Raw genomic sequence first — 22,221 nt, 5'->3', positions numbered from 1 at the left:
AATGAAAAAAGTAATGTTAAGCGTAGCAATTATAACTACAATGAGTTTAGTAAGTTGTAAAAACGAAACAAAAAAAGAAACAACTATAACAGAGCAAACAATAACCAACCAAGTAGCCTCTACCCAAACAACATTTGGTGTTCGTGGTAACTGCGGAATGTGTAAAAATACCATTGAAAAAGCGGTTAATAGTATTGATGGAGTAACATCAGCTGAATGGGATAAATTAAAGAAGCAAATAAATGTTTCGTATGATGAATCTAAAACAAATTTGAATGCAATCCATAAAGCAATTGCTAATTCAGGTTATGATACAGATAAAGTGATGGGAAGTGAATCTGCTTATAAAAATTTACCTGCATGTTGTAAATATGATCATGAAATGGAGATGAGTTTAAAAGGAGAAGTAAAAGAAGATGAAAATTCAAATCATTAAGTTGTAATGTCATCTAAACTGACACCTATAAACAACAAACCCTGTAAACATAATACTTACAGGGTTTATTTGTGGAGACGCCGAGAATCGAACTCGGGTCCAAACAAGCAGCTCAAAGGCTTTCTACATACTTAGTTTTTGTTTAGTTTTCATCCTAAAGCTGACCAAAAACTGCCTACTTTAAGCCTATCTTCTTTAGTTTCAAAAACCTATCGAAGTGCTAAGTTTTCTATGTCTATTTTTACGATGCCCAAAAGTGAAACGCCATAAACCAAGGCTTTCCGTGGACATAAAGCTTGCGCACCTTGTGCGCCGAGGCTAATCTTACTATTAATTCAGATTATGCAGCTAAAGCGTAGTTATCTTCGCCGTTTAAAAAGTTGAAATAAGTTTTACGAGTTATCATTTCACTCCTCGGTATGCTTACATTATCACTGACCTTGCTGTCAAAACCAGTCGTCCCCAATATGTCAAAGAATTACTTATTTATGTCAAAAAACATACCATCTAACAAAATATTAAATGAAATCTTATTCTATTTAAATAAGCGAAGGCAAATATAAAAAAATACTACTTGTAAATTACTTTTAAAAAAAGTATTTTCGCAGAAGTTGTTGTAAACTACAACATTTATAGATAAATTGTTTAATTTTAATACAAATAGAATAGATATGAAATTCGGAATTATAAGAGAACGCAAAAATCCACCAGATCGAAGAGTTGTGTTTTCACCTCAAAAATTGCAAGAATTTCAACAACAGTTTCCTCAAGCTGAAATTGTAATAGAAAGTTCTGATATTAGAGTTTTTAATGATGATGCTTATAAAAATGCAGGATTTAAAGTTACTAATGATATTAGTGATTGTGATGTTTTATTAGGAGTAAAAGAAGTTCCTATTGAAAATTTAATTCCAAATAAAAAATACTTTTTCTTTTCACACACTATTAAAAAGCAACCTTATAATAGGAAATTGTTAAAAGCAATGTTAGAAAAAAACATTGAGCTATTTGACCATGAAACTATTATAAAAGAAAATGGTGCTCGTTTAATTGGTTTCGGGCGTTATGCTGGTTTAGTAGGTGCTTATAATGGACTTAGAGCTATTGGTTTAAAGGATGGTTCTTTTACTTTACCTAAAGTTGAAAGTTTATCCGATTTAGATGCTGTAAAGGCCGAATTAGATAAAATTACATTACCAAATATCAAAATTTTACTTTCTGGTACAGGTAAAGTTGCCTATGGAGCCAAAGAAATTTTAGATCATTTAAAAATAAAAGAAATAAGTGATGCTTTATATTTAACGGCTAAATTTACTGAACCTACGTATTGTATGGTAGATGTTATGGAATATAGCAAGCGTACAGATGGTAAAGTAGGAGATAAATTTGAGTTTTATAAAGATCCTAGTGGTTATGAAAGTAACTTTATGCCATACGCTAAAGAAACTGACTTTTTTATTGCTGGTCATTTTTATGGTGATGGAGCTCCTTACTTATTTACTAGAGATGATGCTAAAAAAGAAGATTTTAACATCAAATTTGTAGCAGATATTTCATGTGATGTTGACGGACCAGTTGCAACAACAATAAGACCTTCAACAATAGCAGATCCAATATACGGTTATAACCCTGTAACTGAATCTGAAATTGATTTTAAAGATGATGATGCTATAGTAGTGATGGCTGTTGACAATTTACCTTGTGAACTACCTAAAGATGCTAGTGAAGGGTTTGGTGATATGTTTTTAGAACATGTTATTCCTTCTTTTTACAATAATGATAAAGATGGTATATTAGCCCGCGCTAAAATGACAGAAACCGGAAAATTAACCAATCGTTATTCCTACCTTCAAGATTTTGTAGAAGGAAAAGAATAATAACAATACTATTCCCGCTGCAAAGCGGGATTTTTTTATGCTACCTGACAAACAATTTTTAATTGATACTGCAAACATGAAAATGCCTTTTGGTAAATATAAAGGCACTTTTTTAATTGATATACCTGAGTATTATTTAGTATGGTATAAGAACAAAGGTTTTCCAGCAGGAAAATTAGGAAAAATGATGGCGCTTGTTTATGAGTTACAACTTAATGGATTAGAAGATATTTTAAGAAAGATCAGAACCTTCTAATTTTTTCGGTTTTTCTAAATAAAGAACAGTAGCTATACCTAGTGTATACGCTATCAGATCACCAATACTAAATGTTGCTCCAAATATTATAGTTGCTAACTTATTGTTTTGCATTCCTATATATTCTAAAAAAAAGGTTAACTGTAAAAACTCAACTAAAAAAGAAAAAAGTAATACTCCTATTCCTATTGTTATATTTGAGAAATTGGAAAAAGCTTTCATCAAATAAAAAAGTAAAATCACTACCAAAAAGTCGCCCAATGTGTGCCTTATAAAACCAGAAGTTTGAGCTATTAATAGCTCTACTATAAAAACTAAAACAGCTTTCTTAAAATAATTTAAACTAATATTCATTTATAAAGTTTTAAAAGTAAAGTACCATACCCAGTATGGTACTTTATTATATTCATTAATACCTATAGCTTGTTAATCGTTTTGCCAATCAATTTTTCTTGATGCATACATTACGGAAGCTAAGATTATAAATAACCCTACACTACCAACCAATAATGCGTAGTTTTCTAATTGGATAATGATGTAAATGAAGGTATATAAAATAACAAGGGAAGCACCTATAAATAATGGGAACTTAATATTTTTTAAAATAGACTTAGAATAGGCTGTTATTAAAGATACTACTGAAATTCCTGCTATTAAATATGCCTTAAAAAAACTACTATGCTCAGATATTGATATTAACAATGTGTAAAACATAATTAATGCGATACCAATCATTAAATATTGAAATGTATGTATAGATATTTTACTCATGGTTTGAATTAAGAAAAATACCAAAAAGGTTAACCCAATTACCAAAAAACCATATTTAGCTGAACGTTCACTTTGTTGATATTCATCTACAGGAATCATGAAATTAACTCCAAATGCATATTCTTTTAAATTAGGCAACCCTTTAAAAAATTGTTGTGGGTATGGTCTATTTATTTCAAGCACTTTCCATTTAGCATTAAACCCAGTATCAGATATTTTATCAGAATTATAAGGTAAATATTCTCCTAAGAAATTAGCGGTTTTCCAATCGGATTTTATTTCAATAGTAGTTTCTTTACCAACAGGTATAAAACGAATTTGTTTACTCCCATTTATGTTCATATCTAAACTAAAATTTACTTCTTTTTTTAAAGGTACATCCTCTAATTTTAGATACTTGCTTTCTAACTTATGCAATTTAACATGTTTAGTATATGATTTAGCAGAATTATAAGTATCTCTTTTTGAACTGAACGCATAAGTACTATTATTCAGTTTTAATTCTACAAGGCTATTTACACCTTTTAAATTTGAAGTTTTAATTATTAATTTTGATTTTTCCCAAATTATATTTTCAGGTTTTATATCTAATTCACTAAAGTCTGGTTTTACAAAACTTCCTGAAATTGCTATTGAGCTTTTATATACTGCTGTTTTATAAATTCCTCGTTTTTTTTCTTCAGGATTAATCGTAGATGCTACATTTAGTTTTTTAGGAAAAAAATAAGCGTATTTTATATTCTCTATGCTTTCTTCACTGTTTTGTTGGGTTGCCGTGTTGAATATATTTTTAACTTTATACGTTTTGTAGGGCACTTTTAATATTGGACCATACAACAATACTTCTTTACCCCATTTTTTATTGATTTCATTAACTACTTCCTGTTGCCTTCCCATACGTTCATAAATCAAGCTTTTAATAAAGGATAAAGGAATTAATAGAATTACTATTAATAAGCCAATCATTAACATTCTTGCCGTAATTGAGTTTTTTAGCCATTTGCCAAATTTCCCATTTTGTTGATTTGATATTTCCATTTTCATCTTTTATTTAAAATATTTGTTATTATATTCTCCAATTTATCTAAGTAACTAGTCATCTTTTTTTTATAATAACCTGAGTTTAATTAATAGCTGTTTATTACAGCACAGTTCTCTTTTTCAATTCACTATACATTTTACGAACTCTTTTATTAAACTCAGGATATCCATAGCAATCTCCCCCTATTATTCAAGACATTTACAACAAAAAAACACAAAGTGCTTTGAAAAACAAAGTAATTATTCAAAAAAAATACTACTTATTTTTTATTAATTTTTCTAATGCACTTATATGCTTTTTAAATTCTAATTTTCCTTTTTCAGTAGCATAATACCTAGTATTAGGCTTTCTTCCTATAAATTGTTTTTCAATTCTTATAAATTCAACTTTTTCTAATGCTTTAGAATGACTTGCTAAATTTCCGTCTGTAGCTCCTAATAACTCTTTTAAAGTTTTAAAATCTGCATACTCATTCACCATTAGAACTGACATTATACCTAGTCTGATTCTATGATCAAAAGCTTTATTTATATTTAAAATAATATTTTTCAAAAAAAACTATTTTTTATCATATTTATAATACATTAAAGTACCGTAAATAATGTGCATTACTCCAAAACCTAGTACCCAAAACCAAAATCCGTATCCAGGAAAAATAGCACTAATTAAACCTAAAACGATTTCAGTTAAACCTAAATATTTAACGTAACCCAATGTATATTTTGATGCATTGAATAATGAAATACCATAGAAAAGTAACATTAAAGCTCCAGATTGTCCATAACGCCCCTGACTCAAAACTATTATTACATATATACCACCCGCAACTAAAGGCACTAAAAAGTTAAATAATAATCTTCTTGTAGTTGGATCCCATATTTTCTCTTGATTTTTCTTTGCCTTTTTTGTTGTTAAAAAAATGGCAGTTCCTACACTCAAAATCCCAATCAATAAAAGTACAATACTTAATAACTGAAATACTTTTCCATCTAAAGTTAAATAGCCCCTTCCATTAATATTCACTACCCAATAGGCATATCCTGCACCTAATAAAGCATATATACCAGCTAAAATACCAGAAAGACCACTTAATGAAATAAAACGTGATGATTTATTCATTAAATTTTTAATTTCAGATATATCTTTTAAATATTCTTCTCTACTCATTTTTTAAAGTACTTTGAACTACAAAGTAAATATTTTTATTTCATTATAACAAATATTTTTTTTCAAAAAATAAAGAATTGAAATGAGTTATTCTACTAATACTTTGTATTGCATAACCAACTCATTATTTACATAAATATTTAAGTTGGTATTTTCTTTAGGCTTTTTAAAATAAATTCGGCTTGTAGAATTAGTATTCTTAACATGAGGAACTCTTAGATATTTATCATTAGAATACGTGTATAGTATTGAAGCCTTTTTATCTATTCCTTTAAGTTTTAAATATAGTTTTTCTCTTTTTTTAACTTTAATCTCTCCTAATTTTGGAGTGATGATTTCAATATTTGATGTTAAAAAAGAGTCATGAAAAAAAGGATCGTTACAAAACTCTTTTAAAGGCTTTTGTTTTAAATACTTTCTCCAAAAAACTTTAGAAGGAAAGTGAGTTAATCTAAGTTTATCTTTATTCACATCAAAAAAACTTACATCTAAATATTTTTGCCAAACACCTCTATAATTATACCCTGCTCCATATGTTAAATCAATAAGTTTCCATTCATTTTCTACATACACCGCATTCCAAACATGGTTTTTATTAGAAACTATCTTACCAATTTGTTCTACGGATGATCTAGTATATCCATAAATTAATTCATTTTTAATTTTAAGGGCATTACAAACCTTATTAAACAATAATGCATATCCTAAGCATACTGCTTTTTTCGTTTCAAATGCTTCTACTATGGTTTGCCTATTTTTATAATCCTTTAGTCTTTTAAGGCTTTCTTTATTCTGATAAATTAAAAATTCAGGAGAAAATAATACATTTGAATTTTCATAGGCTATATTTAAGGCTATCCATGTATATACTGCTCTTGCCTTCTCTATATTAGTTTCAAAATCGTAATCTATTTTTTCAACTAAATGATTTATAGATTTTATATTGTTATATGAGTGAATAATTTTATCAACCTTAGTAAGTTTTACGTCAAATACCCCCTCTTGCGAAAAGATAAATGTTGATACGGTGAAAAGTAAAAAAGTAATTAGTGATTTTTTCATAACATCATTTTCAAATAAATATACAAATTAATATTCAACTGAAGTAAAACCTAATACAGTACCTTTCTTATTAAATTTATGCAAAGTAAAATCTATTAGAAAACATCTAATGTTTAATCTTATATAGCAGTTCTATTTAAGCTTATATTCTAAATTAATTTGTACTCTATATAAATTTTACCGTCAACAACTAAAAATAACTTGTTACAATTTTTTGTAGGTGTAATTTTAATATAACCAACATCATTTTTATAAATAAGACTTGGTTTTTTTGCAAATCTGTAACTACTTAATCCACACAAAACAGTTTGAAAAGACGAAAGGTTTTTTACTTTTAAAAGTACAGTGTTTTTCGTTTTAATAATCCCTTTTAAAGGCCCTAATAACTCTAAATTAGTTTTTAAAAAGTCAGAGGAATAAATTGGCTGATCATAAAATTCTTTTTTTGAAAGCTTCATTCCAAACAACCATTTTTTATCTTTTGGGTAATGCGTTTTCAAATAATGCTTTTTAGGAAAGTTAAAAAAGTATTCATTAAAATTTGGTTGCCATCTTCCATTTATCACTGCTCCTGATGCCCAAGTAGCATCCATAAGAATCCATTTATTATTTATTTTAACAACATTCCATGCATGGTTTGGTACATTTAATTTTTCTCCTATATCATAAATAGAATTTCTTACATACCCCTTTATTACTTCATTTTCAAAACCTAGATAACTAAAAACCTTGGCTAAAGTTTGTGCATATCCTTCACAAACTCCTTTGTTTGTTTTTAATGTTTTTGCAACAATACTATCTTTAATGGCTTGTATTTTCTGTAATCTGTCTTCTTCATTTTTATAACTAAAACCAATTCTTTTTTGAGACTGATTTTGATAAGCAGACAGGTTATATTTTATATTGTTAGATACCCAATAAAACACAGCCTTAGCTTGACCTTCTTTAGAAGAAAAATCTTTTGCTACTTTTTTAGCAAGACGTTTAGCAGTTATTTGTTTAGGGTATTTTTTTAGCTTCTCATTAATTTCTTTAAAGTTTTGAGATGTAACATTAAAAGAAATCAATAAAATTAAATATAAAAAAAGTTTGCGCATATTATATTAAGGGATTATAATTTTAACTAACTAACCAAAAACTATGCCTACAATTTAATAATTGTTTTTCTAATAGCAATTAAATTAGTTAATAATGCCTCTAAATATTTTAAATCTAACATATTTGCACCATCACTTTTAGCATTTGAAGGGTCAAAATGAGTTTCAATAAAAAGCCCATCTACATTATTTACAACACCTGCTCTTGCTATTGTTTCAATCATATCAGGTCTACCACCAGTTACTCCACTTGATTGATTTGGTTGTTGCAAAGAATGTGTAACATCTAATACGGTAGGTGCATATTCTCTCATTGTAGGTATCCCTCTAAAATCAACTATCATATCTTGATAACCGAACATAGTACCTCTATCAGTTATCCAAGCGTTCTTATTTCCAGAATCGTGAACTTTTTTTACTGCATGTTGCATTGCTTCTGGGCTCATAAATTGCCCCTTTTTAAGATTTACAACTTTACCAGTTTTTGCAGCAGCTACCACTAAATCTGTTTGTCGCACTAAAAATGCAGGTATTTGTAAAACATCAACAAACTCTGCTGCTTTTTCGGCATCAGATACTTCGTGAATATCGGTAACAGTAGGTACATTAAATGTTTCAGAAACTTTACGTAAAATTTTTAATGCTTTCTCATCTCCTATTCCAGTAAAACTATCAACTCTACTCCTATTCGCCTTTTTAAAACTCCCTTTAAATATATAAGGTATCTCTAACTTGTCAGTTATGGAAATTACTTTTTCAGCAATTCTTAAAGCCATATCTTCACCTTCTATAGCACAAGGTCCAGCTAAAAGAAAAAAATTATTTGAATTACTATGTTTTATATTAGGAATATCTGATAAATGCATATTAGTTATTTATTTAAAAACAAAAATAAGAAATTAAATTAGCTATATTTAGACTTTAAAATCAATTTAACATGAATAAAAAACCAATATTCCTTTTAGCATTAATTTTCTCGTTTATTTCTTGTAAACAAACAAAAAATATTAAACGAAATAACACAAAAGTTACTCAAAAAAAGAATATTTCAATAGATTCTTCATTAGTACGTAAACATTTATATACATTATCCTCTGATGAAATGGAAGGGAGAAAGCCTGGAACAGAAGGGATGGAAAAAACTACTGTATATATTGAAAACGAATATAAAAAAATAGGCTTAAAAACTTTTGGTGACCTTAAAAGTTATCGTCAAAACTTTACTCATAAAGGAATTAAAATGAGTAATATTATTGGTGTATTGGAAGGAAAAACTAAGAAAAATGAATTTGTTATTGTATCGGCTCATCATGATCATTTAGGTGTTAAAAAAAGTGGAGATGGTGATCGCATATTTAACGGTGCTAATGATGATGCTTCTGGTGTAGTTGGTGTTTTAACTTTAGCTGAATATTTTGCAAAAAGCGGTACTAACGAACGTAGTATTTTATTTGTTTGTTTTACAGCTGAAGAAATGGGGTTAATAGGGTCTACATACTTTGGTAAAGGAATTGATCCAACTAAATTTGTTGCTGGAATTAACTTAGAATTAATAGGAAAAGAACCAAAAACTGGTCCAAAAACTGCTTGGTTAACTGGTTTTGATCGCTCTAACTTTGGTAAGATCATTCAAAAAAACCTTGAAGGAACTGACTATAAATTATTTCCTGACCCGTATCTAAAGTTTAACCTGTTTTTTAGATCAGATAATGCGTCCTTAGCTCGCTTAGGAGTTCCATCACATACCTTTTCAACAACTCCTATTGATATAGATCCAGATTATCATAAGGTTTCAGATGAAGCAGAAACTTTAAATGTTGGGGTTCTAACAGAAACTGTTAAAGCAGTAGCAAAAGGTACTGAAAGCATTATTAATGGTAAAGATACACCTACAAGAGTTGTTATAAAAGAATAGTCCTATGCAACTACATAAAACACTGAAATAATGAATGTTATTCAAGAATTAGCAGAAAAATATAATGGGAAATATTCAGAAGAATCAACTATAAATGTAAACAGTCCGATTGGAAAATACGTTTATAAACCAAAAAGTGGCATTATAGAACTTGATGGAACTAAAATAAGTATTAATTTAAATGAAGTTGCTGGAGCAATGCCAGTAACTGAACCGTTTCGGATTACTTTACATTTGGATAAAACTTACGCAACTGAATTAACAATATTCCCAATTGATTCGTGGAATAAATTTCTGAATTTCATTATACCGCAACGAGGAAAGTTTGTTCATAAGTCGCTTGTAAAACAATTTTTGTTTCGAGGAAATATAGACTTGATAAAACAACTCGCAATTGATAAATTCTTTTGTAACGAAATTTTAAATGACAAAATTTATATAAAAACCGGAGTTAAGACAACCACCCAAATTACTTTAACACCTGAATATGGAATTAAAGACATTAAACAACTTGAAAAATATGTTTCTGTACTAAAACGAATTGAAAATAAAATAAAAGCGTCACACAACAATTTATATTCGTAAATACTGTGGACTCAACTATCTTCTTATCAAATTCACTCGGAATAACTAAAAATTAATACTAAACCGAAAAAAGCATTAACCCTTACTGAAAATCAAAACTTTACAAAACCTATATAATTTCTAAACAATTATTAAAAAGCAAGAATGATTTTCTTGCTTTTTTTGTTTCCTTAACATTAAACTAATGATAATTTAATAATTCAAACAACACTATATTGATAATTACTCTTAAATTTTATTAATTTTTTACTACATTCGCTAAAATCTAATAACAAACCCTTCAAATTATGAAAAAAAATCTTTTAAGTATTGGGATAATCTTTATGATGTTCTCTTGCTCTACAAACGATTCATTAGAAATTCAAAATCAAGAACAAAAAGAGTTATTATCAAAAACAGAAATTAATAGTGTTATCAAAAAATCTTTAGAAACTAAAGGAGATTTTAAATGGTCAGACCAAGATGTTCATACTATATGGAGTGCTATTAAACATGGAAATAACCTTTTAACTATAGGTTATGGAAACTCAAAAAACAACTATCAAAGAAGTTCAACTTCTCAAAATATAAAAAATCAAATCTTAGCTTTAGTTAATAGTATAGAAAAAACTGCTTCTAAAGGGAAGAATGAGATTTTTGCTGATGAAAACATTAATGTTATTGATCTTAAAGTAACAAACAAAGAAACTATTAAAGTTTTACTAAACGATAAACGAGTTCGATATATAGAACCTGCTGATTATAGTTTTTTTAGTACTTCTAGCCAACAAAGGTCTAGTTCTTCTGGAGGTTCTGGTTGTGGTTATAACCAATTAACCTTAAACTCTAATGATTACCGAACTGTTACGCCAGGAGCAAGAGTACCTTGGGCTTTTGATGCTCATAAAATACCTCAAGCTTGGAATTACAGTACAGGTTCAGGAGTTACCGTAGCCATTATAGATTCAGGGTTATCACCAGAACAAAAATGGATGAATCAATATTTTAATGATGGATATTCTTCAGGTAGATCGGTACAGAAATACGGAACTTTTGTAGATTCATGGTGGGCATGGTCAAACAACTATGATGGTGTTAACGACAAATGTGGACACGGAACTAAAATGGCCGCTGTTGCTACTGCTCCAAGAAACAATGACAACCTTCCTGTTGGTGTTGCTTACAATGCTAATTTAGTTAGCTATAGAGCTGTTGAAAATGTTTTAATAAATGATTATCATGAAAAAAGAGGTATTGCTGAAGCTTTAACTGCTCTAGGAAACAGAAGTGATGTAAAAGTAATTTCAATGTCTATTGGTTCTCCTTTTAGTATTGGTAGAGTTGAAGATGCTGTAAAATATGCATACAATAGAGGTAAAATGATTTTAGCTGCTGGTGGTACATCTACTTCATTTACTACTTGGTATGGAGTAATTTTCCCTGCTAGCATGAATGAAACTGTTGCGGTTACTGGTGTTAAAGAAGGTCAATATAGTAAATGTGATGTATGTCATTCTGGTTCTAAAATAGACTTTACTGTACAAATGCAAAGAAGAAATGGAACTGATAATAAAATACCAGTTTTAAGTTATTATAACGGTAAAGAAAACTATGTTGGGGGATCATCAGTAGCAACTGCTACAACTGCTGGTATTGCTGCTTTAGTGTGGGCAAAACATCCAGGTTGGTCGCGTGCTCAGGTTTTACAAAAAATGAAAGAATCTGCTGATTTTTACCCTAATAAACATTCTGAATATGGATACGGAAATATTGATGCTTTAAAAGCTGTTCAATAAATAGATTAATCAACTAACTAATTTTTGCAAAAGCTTCGTTTATTCGAAGCTTTTTGTATTTTTATAAGGTATAGTTTTTGCTATTCTTTTATTAAAAATAACATCATGAATAAATTAAAATATCTCTTTCTATTTCTTTTTATAAGTTGTTCTACTAGTAGAGTAGTATATGACTACGATAGCAAAACAAACTTTAAAAAGTACAAAACATTCAATTTTTTTGAAGACGCTGGTAAAGGACTGAATGAATTAGATATAAAAAGAGTTACACAAATAATTACAGAAAACTTAAACATTAAAGGAATGAAAATTTCTGAAACTCCTGATTTTTACGTTAATTTCTTTTCAAAAGAAAGAGAATCTGCTAATAGAAATACTATTGGAGTAGGAATTGGTGGTGGAGGAAATATCGGCTTTGGTATTTCTGGTGGAATACCTATAGGTAGAAAAAAAATGAACCAAATACTTACCATTGATTTTGTTGAGGCAACATCAAATGAGCTAATATGGCAAAGTGAAATAAACAGTGAAATAAATGAAAGAGCTTCACCTAACGAAAAGAAAACACACTATTCTCAAATAGTTAAAAAATCTTTTACAAAATACCCTCCAAAAAAATAGCATGGCTTACGATACGTTTTTATCTGACAGAATTTCTCATTTTTTTCAAAACGAAAATGTTTTTTTTATAGAAAAGAAAATGTTTGGGGGACTCTGTTTTATGATTAACGATAAAATGTGTGTTGGAGTTATTAAAAATGAAGTCATGGCTCGGATTGATCCAGGTATTTATGAAGAATCCTTAACAAAAACAGGATGTAATACCATGAATTTTACAGGAAAACCAATGAAAGGCTTTGTTTTTTTGTCTAATGAAGCCATTGATTTAGACGAAAACTTATATTACTGGTTACAGTTAGCACTAGAATATAATCCGAAAGCAAAATCGAGTAAGAAAAAACTTTAAAATAAAAAAAACGGTAGAAATTTATTTCCACCGTTTTTTTTTAAATATATACAACTAATTAATAGTTTAACTTCTTAAGGTAATCTAACTTTAATTGCCAAATGTCTAACTCATCTTTGAATTTCTGAATTCCATTTCGAACATTTTTCACTAAAGGATTATCTTCAGTTGCATTAGAAATAAAACTCAAATTGTTTTCTAACTGCTGCATTTCACGAACATTCTCATCTATTTTTCTTCTAATAAATAATTGTTCGCTATCTAATTTTCTATAATCTTTTTGAGTTAAATATCCTTCAATAACATTTTTAAACTTCATTATTTCTATATCTGCTCTCCCCATATTTAAATTATTAAGGTGAGTATCTATAGCTTTGTTAAATTTTTCGTTTAAATGTCGTGCATTTCTAGGTAAAACCCCTAATTCTTTCCATTTAGAAATAGATTCTTTTACCTCATCAAGCGTTAAATTTTCTTTAGCCTTTATTTCTTCGATAAATTCTTTTTTACCTTCAACAACAACTAATTGTTCTTTATTTAATTCATTTTTACGCTCGTGAAGTCTATCAAAATAATGATTACAAGCCCCTTTAAAACGCTTCCATATTTCATCCGAAAATTTTCTAGGAACGTGACCTATTTTTTTCCAATCAGATTGTATACGTTTCATTGTATTTGTAGCAGTATCCCAATCATCACTATCTTTCAAACTCTCAGCTAACTCTACTAATTCTATTTTAAGCTTTAAGTTATTACTTTGCGCTCCTTTTTCTTCTTTATAAAAAACATTTTTTGAAGCATTAAACTTCTTTGTTGCTGCTTTAAATTGTTGCCATACCGCTTCACTTTTACTATATGGAAGCTTTCCTATATCGAAATACTTCTTTCTTAAAGCTTCAATTTCAACAATGCTCTTTTGCCAATCATTGTGCGTTTTATTATTAGAAGTATCGTAAGCATTAATTTCCGCTACAACTTCTAATTTCGCATCAATCATTTCTTGATGTTTTGTTCTTAAAACTTTAAAATGCTGGTGGCGCTTGTCATGTATTTTTTTTGTAGCCTCACTAAATTTACCCCAAACATCTTCTCTATGTTCTTTTCCTACAGGTCCAATTTCTTCTTTCCATAAACGATGTAAATCTTGTAACTCTTTAAAAGCTTCGTTTATATCATCCTTTTCATTTAATGCCTCAGCTCGTGCAATTAATTTTAACTTCTCTTCTAAGTTATGTTTAAAATCAAGCTCTCTAAAATCTTTATTTAAGTGTAGTAAATCATAGAATCGCTCAACATGATGATGATACGTTTTCCATGTATCATTATACTTTGTTTTAGACACGGGTCCTATTTCTCTCCATTGCTTTTGAATTGCTTGAAAATCATTGTACATTGTTTTTACATCACCACTTTCAATTAATGTTTTTAATCCTTCAATTAAAACATTTCTTTTTTCAAGATTCTCTTTAAGCTTCTTCTCTAATTGTGAATAGTAAGCATCACGTTTCGTTTTATACTCACCTAATAATTTATTATAAGCTGTTTTTACTGGGCTAGAAAATTGAAAATCTATTGAGTTTCCTCCTTCAGCCAAAAAAGCTTCTTTCTTTTCAGCTAATAATTTACCAAATTTAGCATTGAACGAATTTTTAATTGCATCAACGTTATTTTTTAATTGTTGAACAGGATATGCTTTTAATAATTTCTCTAGTTCATCAACCAATTTATCTAGCTCCATAGTTGCATAATCAAGCATTGGAATTTCATGCCTTTCTTCTGCCTTTTCTGATTCTTGAGCTACTTCATTTTCAACTTCATTAACAGCCTTATCTGTTTCATTTACGGTTGTACTTTCTTCATTTATTGGTTGTTCAACCTGTTCTTCGTTGTTTTCTAACATATCTACAATGTTTAAGTTCCTTTTTATTAGTTGTTAAAGATAAGCATTCTTATAAAATAGCAAACTTTATTTTTAACGAACATTCAATGATTATTTATTCCAAATTTTCCATGCTTTCTCAGCTTGCTGCTCTAGCATTTCTAATCCATTTTTTATAGTTGCACCTTTTTCTTTTCCTTTTTGTAAAAAGGTTGTTTCTGAAGGGTTGTATATTAAATCATACAACATATGTTTCTCACTAACAAACTCATATGGTATACTGGGGCAGTTTTCTATATTTGGGTGAGTACCAAGTGGTGTACAATTTATTAACAATAAATGTGACATCATTACTTTTTCAGAAACATCCGCATAGGTTATGGTATCTTTTCCTTTTGGTGTTCTTGACACAAATTTATACTCAATATTTAATTTATCAAGTACATAAGCTACAGCTTTTGAAGCTCCACCAGTACCCAATATTAAAGCTTTTTCATGATGCTTTTTCAACAACGGAGTTAATGATTTTTTAAAACCATATACATCCGTATTATATCCTATAAGTTTTCCTTTTTTTGTAATTCTTACAGTATTTACAGCTCCTATTTTTTTAGCTTTTTTATCAATTTTATCTAGAAAATCAAAAATCTCTAATTTATAAGGAATGGTTACATTCATTCCTTTTATTTCATTTTTATGCTCTTTTATTTTTTTAGTAAACTCTTCTATATTTTGAATATCAAAGTTTACATACTCGTGTTTTGCTAATCCTAGTTTTGAAAACTTCTCTGTAAAATATCCTCTAGAAAAAGAATAAGAGATGTTTTTTCCTACTAATGCAAATAGGTGTTTATTTTCGTTTTCTTCCATAAAAATCTATTACTAAAATTATAATTATTCCTATAATTACAAAACCTATTGAAATCCACGTTTCTTTATCCTGTATATCTGGAATGTAACGTTGATAATTTTCTACTATTTTATTTCCTTTTTTATCAAGTATAAATGTTGCTTCTGTAGTTTTATAAATTGTTTTTTTCCATGGCCAAACGATTCCTAATGAACCAGTAATGAATCCTATAATAACTGCAGTAACAATTTGATGCCATCGCTTTAATACATACCCTAATATATGTGATATGGAAACTAACCCGAAAGCAGAACCAGCTGTAAAAACGGCTATAATTTTAAGATATCTAACTTTAACAGCATCTTTAAGCACCTCAAAATTTCCTGAAAATAAATTTGCAACTACATTTCCAAACACGTTTACACTATCAACTAAAAGCAATACATAATTACCTAGTAATATTAAAATAAAAGAACCTGAAAGTCCAGGTAAGGTCATTCCAGAAACACCAATTATTCCACATAAAAAAACAAACCAAAGGTTATCATTTTCTTTTGCAGGCGTCATAAAACTTATACCTATTCCTATTGAGGCACCTATTAATAAACCTACAATGTTTTTAAGTTCCCACTTACCAAAATCTTTAGAGATGTAATAAATTGATCCTAAAATCATTCCAAAAAACCAAGCCCAAACATACTGCTCATAGTTTTTCAAAAAATAATCTAGTAGTAAAGAAATACTAAAATAGCTAAACATACTACCTAGCATTACTAATACCAAGAATTGTAAATTGGTATAACGTGCAAAACTTTTTAAACGGCCTGTTAATAATAGCTTAATTGCCTTTCCGTTTATTCGCTGAAACGTAAAAATGAGTTCTTCATAAAAACCCATAACAAAAGCAACCATACCACCAGAAACGCCAGGAACCTTATTTGCTCCTCCCATTGCCAATCCTTTTAAAAACAAATTGACTTTTTGAATAAATGTTCGTTCTTTTTGCATGTAGCTTAATTAGAAAAAACTAAAGTACAGTTTTTCTACTACTTTTTTACGGCTAATTTTTCTAATAATAAGATTAAACCAAAACCAACAATTGCTAAGATTAATGCATTGATTAATTGAGGTTCACCATTAAAATTTTGTGGCAAAATACTTTTCTCTAGAAGAGGCTTTACCACCCCATGCCTATCAGTATATGTTGAAATTATACTTTTCCATGGCCATACCTTATTCAATGACCCCAACATAAGTCCAGTTAAAGCTATCAACATTTCGTTTTTATAATTAGCAAATAACCATTTTAATAGTTTAGAGAAAGTAGTTAATCCTACAATAACTCCAATTATTATTGCTGAAATAATTTTCAAATCTTTGTTCGTTAAAGCTGTCATTACTAATGGGTAAACACCTATTAATAATAATATATAAGAACCTGATATCCCTGGAAGTATCATTGCACATGAGGCTATTGCACCAGAGAATATTAAAAATAAATAACTAGCTTCCTGGCCACTAGTAGAGGGAACTACAGTAATAAAATAACCAAATCCAATCATTAATAGGCCAATAATTATACTTACAACATTCCACTTCTCTACTTGTTTAGCTATGTATAATATGCTTGCTAACACTAAGCCAAAAAAGAAAGACCATAACAAAATTGGTTTGTGTTCCAACAACCATTTAATTGCTTTTGCTAAAGAAACAATACTAGTAAGAATACCAATAAAAAGTGCAGCTAAAAAACTACCATTCAACTGATTCCAAGCTTTTTTTAGCCCTTCTTTTTTTAGTGTTTGAAATAAACTTAGATTTATATTACTTATAGAACTTAGTAACTCTTCATAAATACCCGAAATAAAAGCTATAGTTCCTCCAGAAACTCCAGGAACTACATCTGCTGCTCCCATTCCCATTCCTTTTAACCCAATGATTAAATAATCTTTTATTGTTCTACTCATGTATAGTTAGTTAGTTATTTATCTTTCTTTTTAGTTGATTTAAAATGTATTAATTTTTTCTTCTTTTTAGCAATGGTATCTTTTTTCTCTTCTTTCTTTTTCTTCTTCTTTTTTAGCCCTAACTTTTCTCCTAACTCTGACAAGTTATTAAAATTAACTTGGTAAGATAATCCAACCCCTTGAGTATACCCTTCTTCGTCAGTAGAATATTGCACATCATTTTGTCTATTAAAAACAGTTCCTCTAAAATTACCTTCTTCATTAAGTAATACTTCTACTTTTACTTCTCCAACAACACTTGTTTGAGTATTTGCTCCTACAGGAACACCTACTTTCCCATTTACAATTACCCTATTGCTCAACTGAGTACTTACTGATACATCAACTTGATCATCACTATTTAAATTATCAACATTACTTCTATCTCCTTGGGTGTACCCAACCCCAACCTGAAATTTATTGTCTTTACTATTTAGCATATTAGACAAAATACTTGAAGCTATTTCTGATGCAGTTCCTGTTAAACCTGATGTTGCACTATTCCCTATAGCTTCATCATTATAAAATGTTCCAAAAGCTAATAAAAATGAAAAGTGTTGCATCTTCGTATTTAAATCATTTTCATTTAAAATAAACTCTAACTCAGAACTCACTGTTGAATTAGCATTGGGTATTTTAATATCAAACTCTTGCTTTGAATTAAATAAACCTCCTGTAATTTTTGTGTATAAATCTATAGGTATCTTTCGAGTAGAATTTACATTATCTAATACTTGTGCAGGATTCGCTTTTGTTCTATACACAGCAGTTATATCAAGTTCAGCATCGTATGGATTACCACTCCAAGATATAGTACCTCCTTTTTGCACTACAAACGGCTTATTGATACCAGCATATTTAAAATTATACAATCCGTTATCAACTGTAAAATCACCAAACATATTAAACTTACCACGAGTATCAATATCTATAAATAAATTACCTTGTCCGCTACCCCTTAGCTCACTACCTGATACCTTATCAATTACCACTTGTGCTATTGCATCTTTTGTTACATCAAGCCTTATTTTTAAATCTAATCCTTTAATATCATCTATTAACTTACTCTTTTCATCTTTAACAACTCCTCTTTTTTCAAAATGAATTAACTTATAATTATCTATCATTTTAATATCACTCAAAGGAATAACAAACTTAGTTCCTGGTTGCGTACTTCCGTTTACATCAATATCTAAGTTACTTGTAACTCCTCTTATTTCAGCCCTTCCCTTTAAAAATCCAGTTCCATAATATTGTACTTCCTCGCTTTCTTCTGTATCTAAAATCAATAAATTATCAGTGTTAATATTTAGATTCATAAACCACAAATCAAAATTTTGATGTGCAATATACCCAGATAAAGTACCTTGTGTTTTATGCTTAATATCTTCTAAAATTACATCATCTAATTTAAATTGTTGTCCCTCTAAATCAATTCTAGTATTTCCTTTAAGATCAAAATCCACGTTCAAATAAGGAAAAGCCAATCCTGCATTTTTTAAATCTAAATACCCATCAAAATCTGGATTTCTTAAAAAACCAGTAGCCGTAAAATTCCCCGTAACCTCTCCTCTTAATTTTGAAAGCACCTCACCTCCTAACGGACTAAATGCAGCTATTTTATACTCTTCTAAAGCTATATTTAAATCTACAGTTGGTCGTTTTTTACTAAAATCTAATCCTCCCGTTGCTGAAATACTCTTAGCCTTATCGGTAGAAAGTAACATATTTACCTTGTACTTTTCATACGAATTATCCCCAGTAATATCCAATGTTAGATCTCCTTGTTCAAAATCATTAATTTTAAAATCTTTAATTAATAAATTTGCTTTAGGACTTAACTTATCTTCGTTCTGTTTAAAATCTACAAGTCCATTAACCTCTCCATTTAACTTTAAACTATCAATAGAAGGTAAAAAACTTTCTAACTTTACTTTTGTGAAATTCGCTTGTAAATCTTTATAATTAGATCCCTTTATAGCTCCTTTCAATGCTATTTTTTGATCATTAGATTGAAAAACAAAAGGGCTGATTATAAAATCGTTCTCTTTTAAATTAAAGGTTACCTTATTTTCTTTATTACTTTTTGGATTTATTACCCAATCAAAGCCTTTATAGTTTAACATTGATTTTTGTACACCAACAACCCACTTTTGATCTTTATCAATTGTATAATAAAAATCTAAATTGAAATCTTCTTCATAATTTTTCCCTCCTTTAAATTCTGATTTAAAAAATAGTGTATCATTTTGCGTTCTATTAATTAAATTCAATTTTTCAATATCATAATATTTAGAATCTATTTTACCTGCAGTTAAGTGAGTATTATAAAGTGGATTTTTATTATTTAATCGTAATAAAACATTATCTATTAAATTTCCATAGGCATTAATTTCTGGAGATGAAAAAGTAAGCTTTAACGAGTTTTCATTTGATTTTATTTTTCCTTTCAAGCGTGTATTTTTACCTATTGATATTTCAGGTAAAAAGACATCAATTATTTGATTATAAATGGTAAAATCGAAATCTAAAAATTGATTTGGGGTGACTTTAAAAGGCTCATAATTTGTGTACACGCTTCCCAATGCGTTTTGTGTAACTAAAGACAACTCATTAAATAAAAATTTACCTTTTAATTTACCTTTTACAATATCTTCTGAATTTACTTCTATTGTTTTAATACTGTCTTTTACAGCAGAACTTATATCAAACTTTTTAAAGGTATACGACTGTTTCTGATTTTTATAAACAAAGTTTTTAAATGTTGCTTTTCCTACAATATCATCAAAAGTATTTCCTGAAACATTAAGTTTCACTTTTCCTTTTAATTCTGCTATGTTATCTCTAGTAAATAAATTTGTTTTTTTAAGATCAATTTTATCAATATCAGCCTCAAAATCAAACTTATTGATTGCTGAAGAGAAGTCAGCTAACCCTTCAAATTTCATTTTAAAGTTATCATCTTCAGAGCTTAAAAACCCATCAAATTTCTTATTTTGAAATTGACCGTTTACACTTAAGTTTTTATACTGGTATTTATTAAAATCAAGAGTGCTAATATTTCCTATAATGGTTGTATTAATATTATCTACGTTGAAACCACTTCCATTCACATCTGCTTTTAATGATATTTTACCCAATAATGGGTCATTAGCAAAAACACCTAAATCAAAATCTATGAATTCTACCTCACCTACATAAGCAGCTTCGTCAATGTTATCTATATTGGTAAGTTGTAAGTCAGAAATAGTTGACCCTATCTCAGAATCTACTGACAACGTAGCTTCCATTTGCTCAGGGGTAACTTTAACTAATCCAGACATTGTAAAGTTTCCTAATCGTTGAAACTCGGTTGGTAATGTTTTTCCTAATAAATTAGGAAGTACACTTTTTAATTGAAAATAATTGGCTGTAACATTTTCTAGATCCCCATCAAAAATAAAACCTCTATCTGTATTTAATGCATTCACAAAACCAAGATCTCCAATAATTCTCATTCCTCGTTTAGATCTTAACTTTACATTACTTGCACTAAAATTATTTAAAACTCCATCAATAGTACCTGTAAAATACATTACATCACTACCTCTTAGCTCTTTATATAATTTATTTAAATCTTTAGCAGCAAGTGCACTTTTATCAAAAACAGCTTTAATCTGGACTTTATCAGAGAAATCAACTAAATCCTTTCTATTATATGTGAATTTTATGTTAGCTTTTAATACAGACTCATTATCTGTTTCTATAACCGTATCATCAAACAACATATGTGTTTTCGTATACTTAAAATCAGTAGTTAAGTTAGTTATGTTTACACCTCTATTATCAGTAAGGTACATTTTTTTGATATCCATAGAAACATCTGGACCAACTACAGAGAAGTCTTGTAAATTACCTCCTCCATTAAATGCTGCAAATTGTAGAGCATCTTTTTTATTATAATCAAACAACTTAAATGTTAAGTCTTTTAATTGAATATTATTACTTCTTAAAATAAATGGTGTTGATAAACTATCTTTAGGTTTGCCATCTTCAAAACTGTCAATAAAAATGGACATATTATCATTATTCTCATCTTTATAAGTTTTCATGTAAAAATGAATTCCACTAAGAGAAGCTGCCCCTAAATCTACTTTATTATCTAAAACCTTTTTAGCGTTTTGTATAGATGTACTTAAGTTTTTAACAAAAATAAGAGTATCTTGATGATGATCTCTAATTTCAATTCCTTTTAATTGTACACTACCTAACCAAGATAAATCTATTTTTTTTACTACTATATTGGTACCATAACTTTCATTTATACTTTTTGTAGCATAGCTTCCTAGTTTACTTTGCACCGCTGGTATCGACAAGAAAAACATAAGCAACAACAAAAAAAGCACAACGTACTTTACTGTTCTAAATATTATTTTTCTTACTTTTTTTATAATAAAATTTTTAGTGAAAACAATTTAACAAAAGTAACTAGCAAACCCCAAAAATCTTGCCTTATTGCAAAGAAAATTCGATTTTAACGAATTTCTAACGCATTAT

General features: G+C 28.8%; 20 protein-coding genes and 1 other RNA gene. 8 read left to right on the top strand and 13 right to left on the bottom strand.

The genetic code is table 11. The features are described 5' to 3' along the window. Position 1: 1 nt before the first annotated feature. Positions 2 to 436 (top strand): heavy-metal-associated domain-containing protein, encoded by a 435-nt coding sequence (locus DS884_RS09500; protein ID WP_113786592.1) that lies wholly within the window; start codon positions 2 to 4, stop codon positions 434 to 436. Positions 437 to 505: 69 nt separating this feature from the next. Here DS884_RS09500 and ssrA read toward each other — a convergent pair. Then, positions 506 to 900: a transfer-messenger RNA gene (gene ssrA / locus DS884_RS09495) on the bottom strand. A 207-nt stretch (positions 901 to 1,107) separates the two neighbouring features. Here ssrA and DS884_RS09490 point away from each other — a divergent pair. Then, positions 1,108 to 2,313 (top strand): NAD(P)-dependent oxidoreductase, encoded by a 1,206-nt coding sequence (locus DS884_RS09490; protein WP_113786591.1) that lies wholly within the window; start codon positions 1,108 to 1,110, stop codon positions 2,311 to 2,313. A gap of 37 nt (positions 2,314 to 2,350) precedes the next feature. Continuing rightward, positions 2,351 to 2,569 carry a DUF3820 family protein gene (locus DS884_RS09485; RefSeq protein ID WP_093868996.1) on the top strand — a complete coding sequence of 73 codons (219 nt, stop codon included), beginning with the start codon at positions 2,351 to 2,353 and terminating at the stop codon, positions 2,567 to 2,569. Here DS884_RS09485 and DS884_RS09480 read toward each other — a convergent pair. From DS884_RS09480 to kdsA, 7 genes are all read right to left on the bottom strand, one after another. Then, the gene (locus tag DS884_RS09480) at positions 2,546 to 2,923 is read right to left on the bottom strand and encodes a DUF2809 domain-containing protein (RefSeq protein ID WP_113786590.1); all 378 of its coding nucleotides are present in this window, start codon (positions 2,921 to 2,923) and stop codon (positions 2,546 to 2,548) included. The genes DS884_RS09485 and DS884_RS09480 overlap by 24 nt on opposite strands. Positions 2,924 to 2,995: 72 nt before the next feature. Then, positions 2,996 to 4,378, bottom strand: coding sequence for a cell envelope integrity protein CreD (creD, locus tag DS884_RS09475; protein ID WP_233487139.1), 1,383 nt, complete (start codon positions 4,376 to 4,378; stop codon positions 2,996 to 2,998). Positions 4,379 to 4,637: 259 nt separating this feature from the next. After that, entirely contained in the window at positions 4,638 to 4,934 is a 297-nt protein-coding gene (locus DS884_RS09470; protein ID WP_093868999.1) for a winged helix-turn-helix domain-containing protein, read from the bottom strand. Positions 4,935 to 4,940: 6 nt separating this feature from the next. Next, the gene (locus tag DS884_RS09465; RefSeq protein ID WP_093869000.1) at positions 4,941 to 5,549 is read right to left on the bottom strand and encodes a hypothetical protein; all 609 of its coding nucleotides are present in this window, start codon (positions 5,547 to 5,549) and stop codon (positions 4,941 to 4,943) included. Between the two features lie 87 nt (positions 5,550 to 5,636). Then, positions 5,637 to 6,611, bottom strand: coding sequence for a transglutaminase domain-containing protein (locus tag DS884_RS09460; protein ID WP_093869001.1), 975 nt, complete (start codon positions 6,609 to 6,611; stop codon positions 5,637 to 5,639). A 149-nt stretch (positions 6,612 to 6,760) separates the two neighbouring features. Next, the gene (locus tag DS884_RS09455) at positions 6,761 to 7,708 is read right to left on the bottom strand and encodes a transglutaminase domain-containing protein (RefSeq protein ID WP_113786588.1); all 948 of its coding nucleotides are present in this window, start codon (positions 7,706 to 7,708) and stop codon (positions 6,761 to 6,763) included. Positions 7,709 to 7,755: 47 nt separating this feature from the next. Continuing rightward, positions 7,756 to 8,574: a 3-deoxy-8-phosphooctulonate synthase gene (gene kdsA / locus DS884_RS09450; RefSeq protein ID WP_093869003.1), complete on the bottom strand. Its 819-nt coding sequence runs from the start codon at positions 8,572 to 8,574 to the stop codon at positions 7,756 to 7,758. Positions 8,575 to 8,645: 71 nt separating this feature from the next. Between kdsA and DS884_RS09445 the strand changes: the two genes are divergently transcribed. From DS884_RS09445 to DS884_RS09425, 5 genes are all read left to right on the top strand, one after another. Further along, positions 8,646 to 9,623, top strand: coding sequence for a M28 family peptidase (locus DS884_RS09445; RefSeq protein WP_113786587.1), 978 nt, complete (start codon positions 8,646 to 8,648; stop codon positions 9,621 to 9,623). Between the two features lie 30 nt (positions 9,624 to 9,653). Then, positions 9,654 to 10,208: a hypothetical protein gene (locus tag DS884_RS09440; RefSeq protein ID WP_113786586.1), complete on the top strand. Its 555-nt coding sequence runs from the start codon at positions 9,654 to 9,656 to the stop codon at positions 10,206 to 10,208. Between the two features lie 287 nt (positions 10,209 to 10,495). Continuing rightward, the gene (locus DS884_RS09435) at positions 10,496 to 11,983 is read left to right on the top strand and encodes a S8 family peptidase (protein WP_113786585.1); all 1,488 of its coding nucleotides are present in this window, start codon (positions 10,496 to 10,498) and stop codon (positions 11,981 to 11,983) included. A gap of 105 nt (positions 11,984 to 12,088) precedes the next feature. After that, the gene (locus DS884_RS09430) at positions 12,089 to 12,604 is read left to right on the top strand and encodes a DUF4136 domain-containing protein (protein WP_113786584.1); all 516 of its coding nucleotides are present in this window, start codon (positions 12,089 to 12,091) and stop codon (positions 12,602 to 12,604) included. Between the two features lies 1 nt (position 12,605). Next, positions 12,606 to 12,950, top strand: coding sequence for a TfoX/Sxy family protein (locus DS884_RS09425; protein ID WP_113786583.1), 345 nt, complete (start codon positions 12,606 to 12,608; stop codon positions 12,948 to 12,950). A gap of 58 nt (positions 12,951 to 13,008) precedes the next feature. Here DS884_RS09425 and DS884_RS09420 read toward each other — a convergent pair whose 3' ends face one another. From DS884_RS09420 to DS884_RS09400, 5 genes are all read right to left on the bottom strand, one after another. Next, entirely contained in the window at positions 13,009 to 14,850 is a 1,842-nt protein-coding gene (locus DS884_RS09420; RefSeq protein WP_113786582.1) for a DUF349 domain-containing protein, read from the bottom strand. Positions 14,851 to 14,940: 90 nt separating this feature from the next. Beyond that, on the bottom strand, positions 14,941 to 15,699 hold the full coding sequence (locus DS884_RS09415) for a shikimate dehydrogenase family protein (protein WP_113786581.1): 759 nt from the start codon (positions 15,697 to 15,699) through the stop codon (positions 14,941 to 14,943). Then, entirely contained in the window at positions 15,680 to 16,687 is a 1,008-nt protein-coding gene (locus DS884_RS09410) for a DUF368 domain-containing protein (protein ID WP_113786580.1), read from the bottom strand. The genes DS884_RS09415 and DS884_RS09410 overlap by 20 nt, the downstream gene beginning before the upstream one ends. A 38-nt stretch (positions 16,688 to 16,725) precedes the next feature. After that, entirely contained in the window at positions 16,726 to 17,646 is a 921-nt protein-coding gene (locus DS884_RS09405) for a DUF368 domain-containing protein (RefSeq protein ID WP_093869012.1), read from the bottom strand. A gap of 14 nt (positions 17,647 to 17,660) precedes the next feature. Further along, positions 17,661 to 22,025, bottom strand: a complete 4,365-nt coding sequence (locus DS884_RS09400) for a translocation/assembly module TamB domain-containing protein (RefSeq protein WP_233487138.1) — start codon at positions 22,023 to 22,025, stop codon at positions 17,661 to 17,663. Between the last annotated feature and the right edge of the window lie 196 nt (positions 22,026 to 22,221).

Origin of the sequence: Tenacibaculum sp. E3R01 (assembly GCF_003318185.1) — a bacterium.
Taxonomy (GTDB): domain Bacteria; phylum Bacteroidota; class Bacteroidia; order Flavobacteriales; family Flavobacteriaceae; genus Polaribacter; species Polaribacter halocynthiae.
This window is presented reverse-complemented; position numbering and strand designations above follow the sequence as displayed.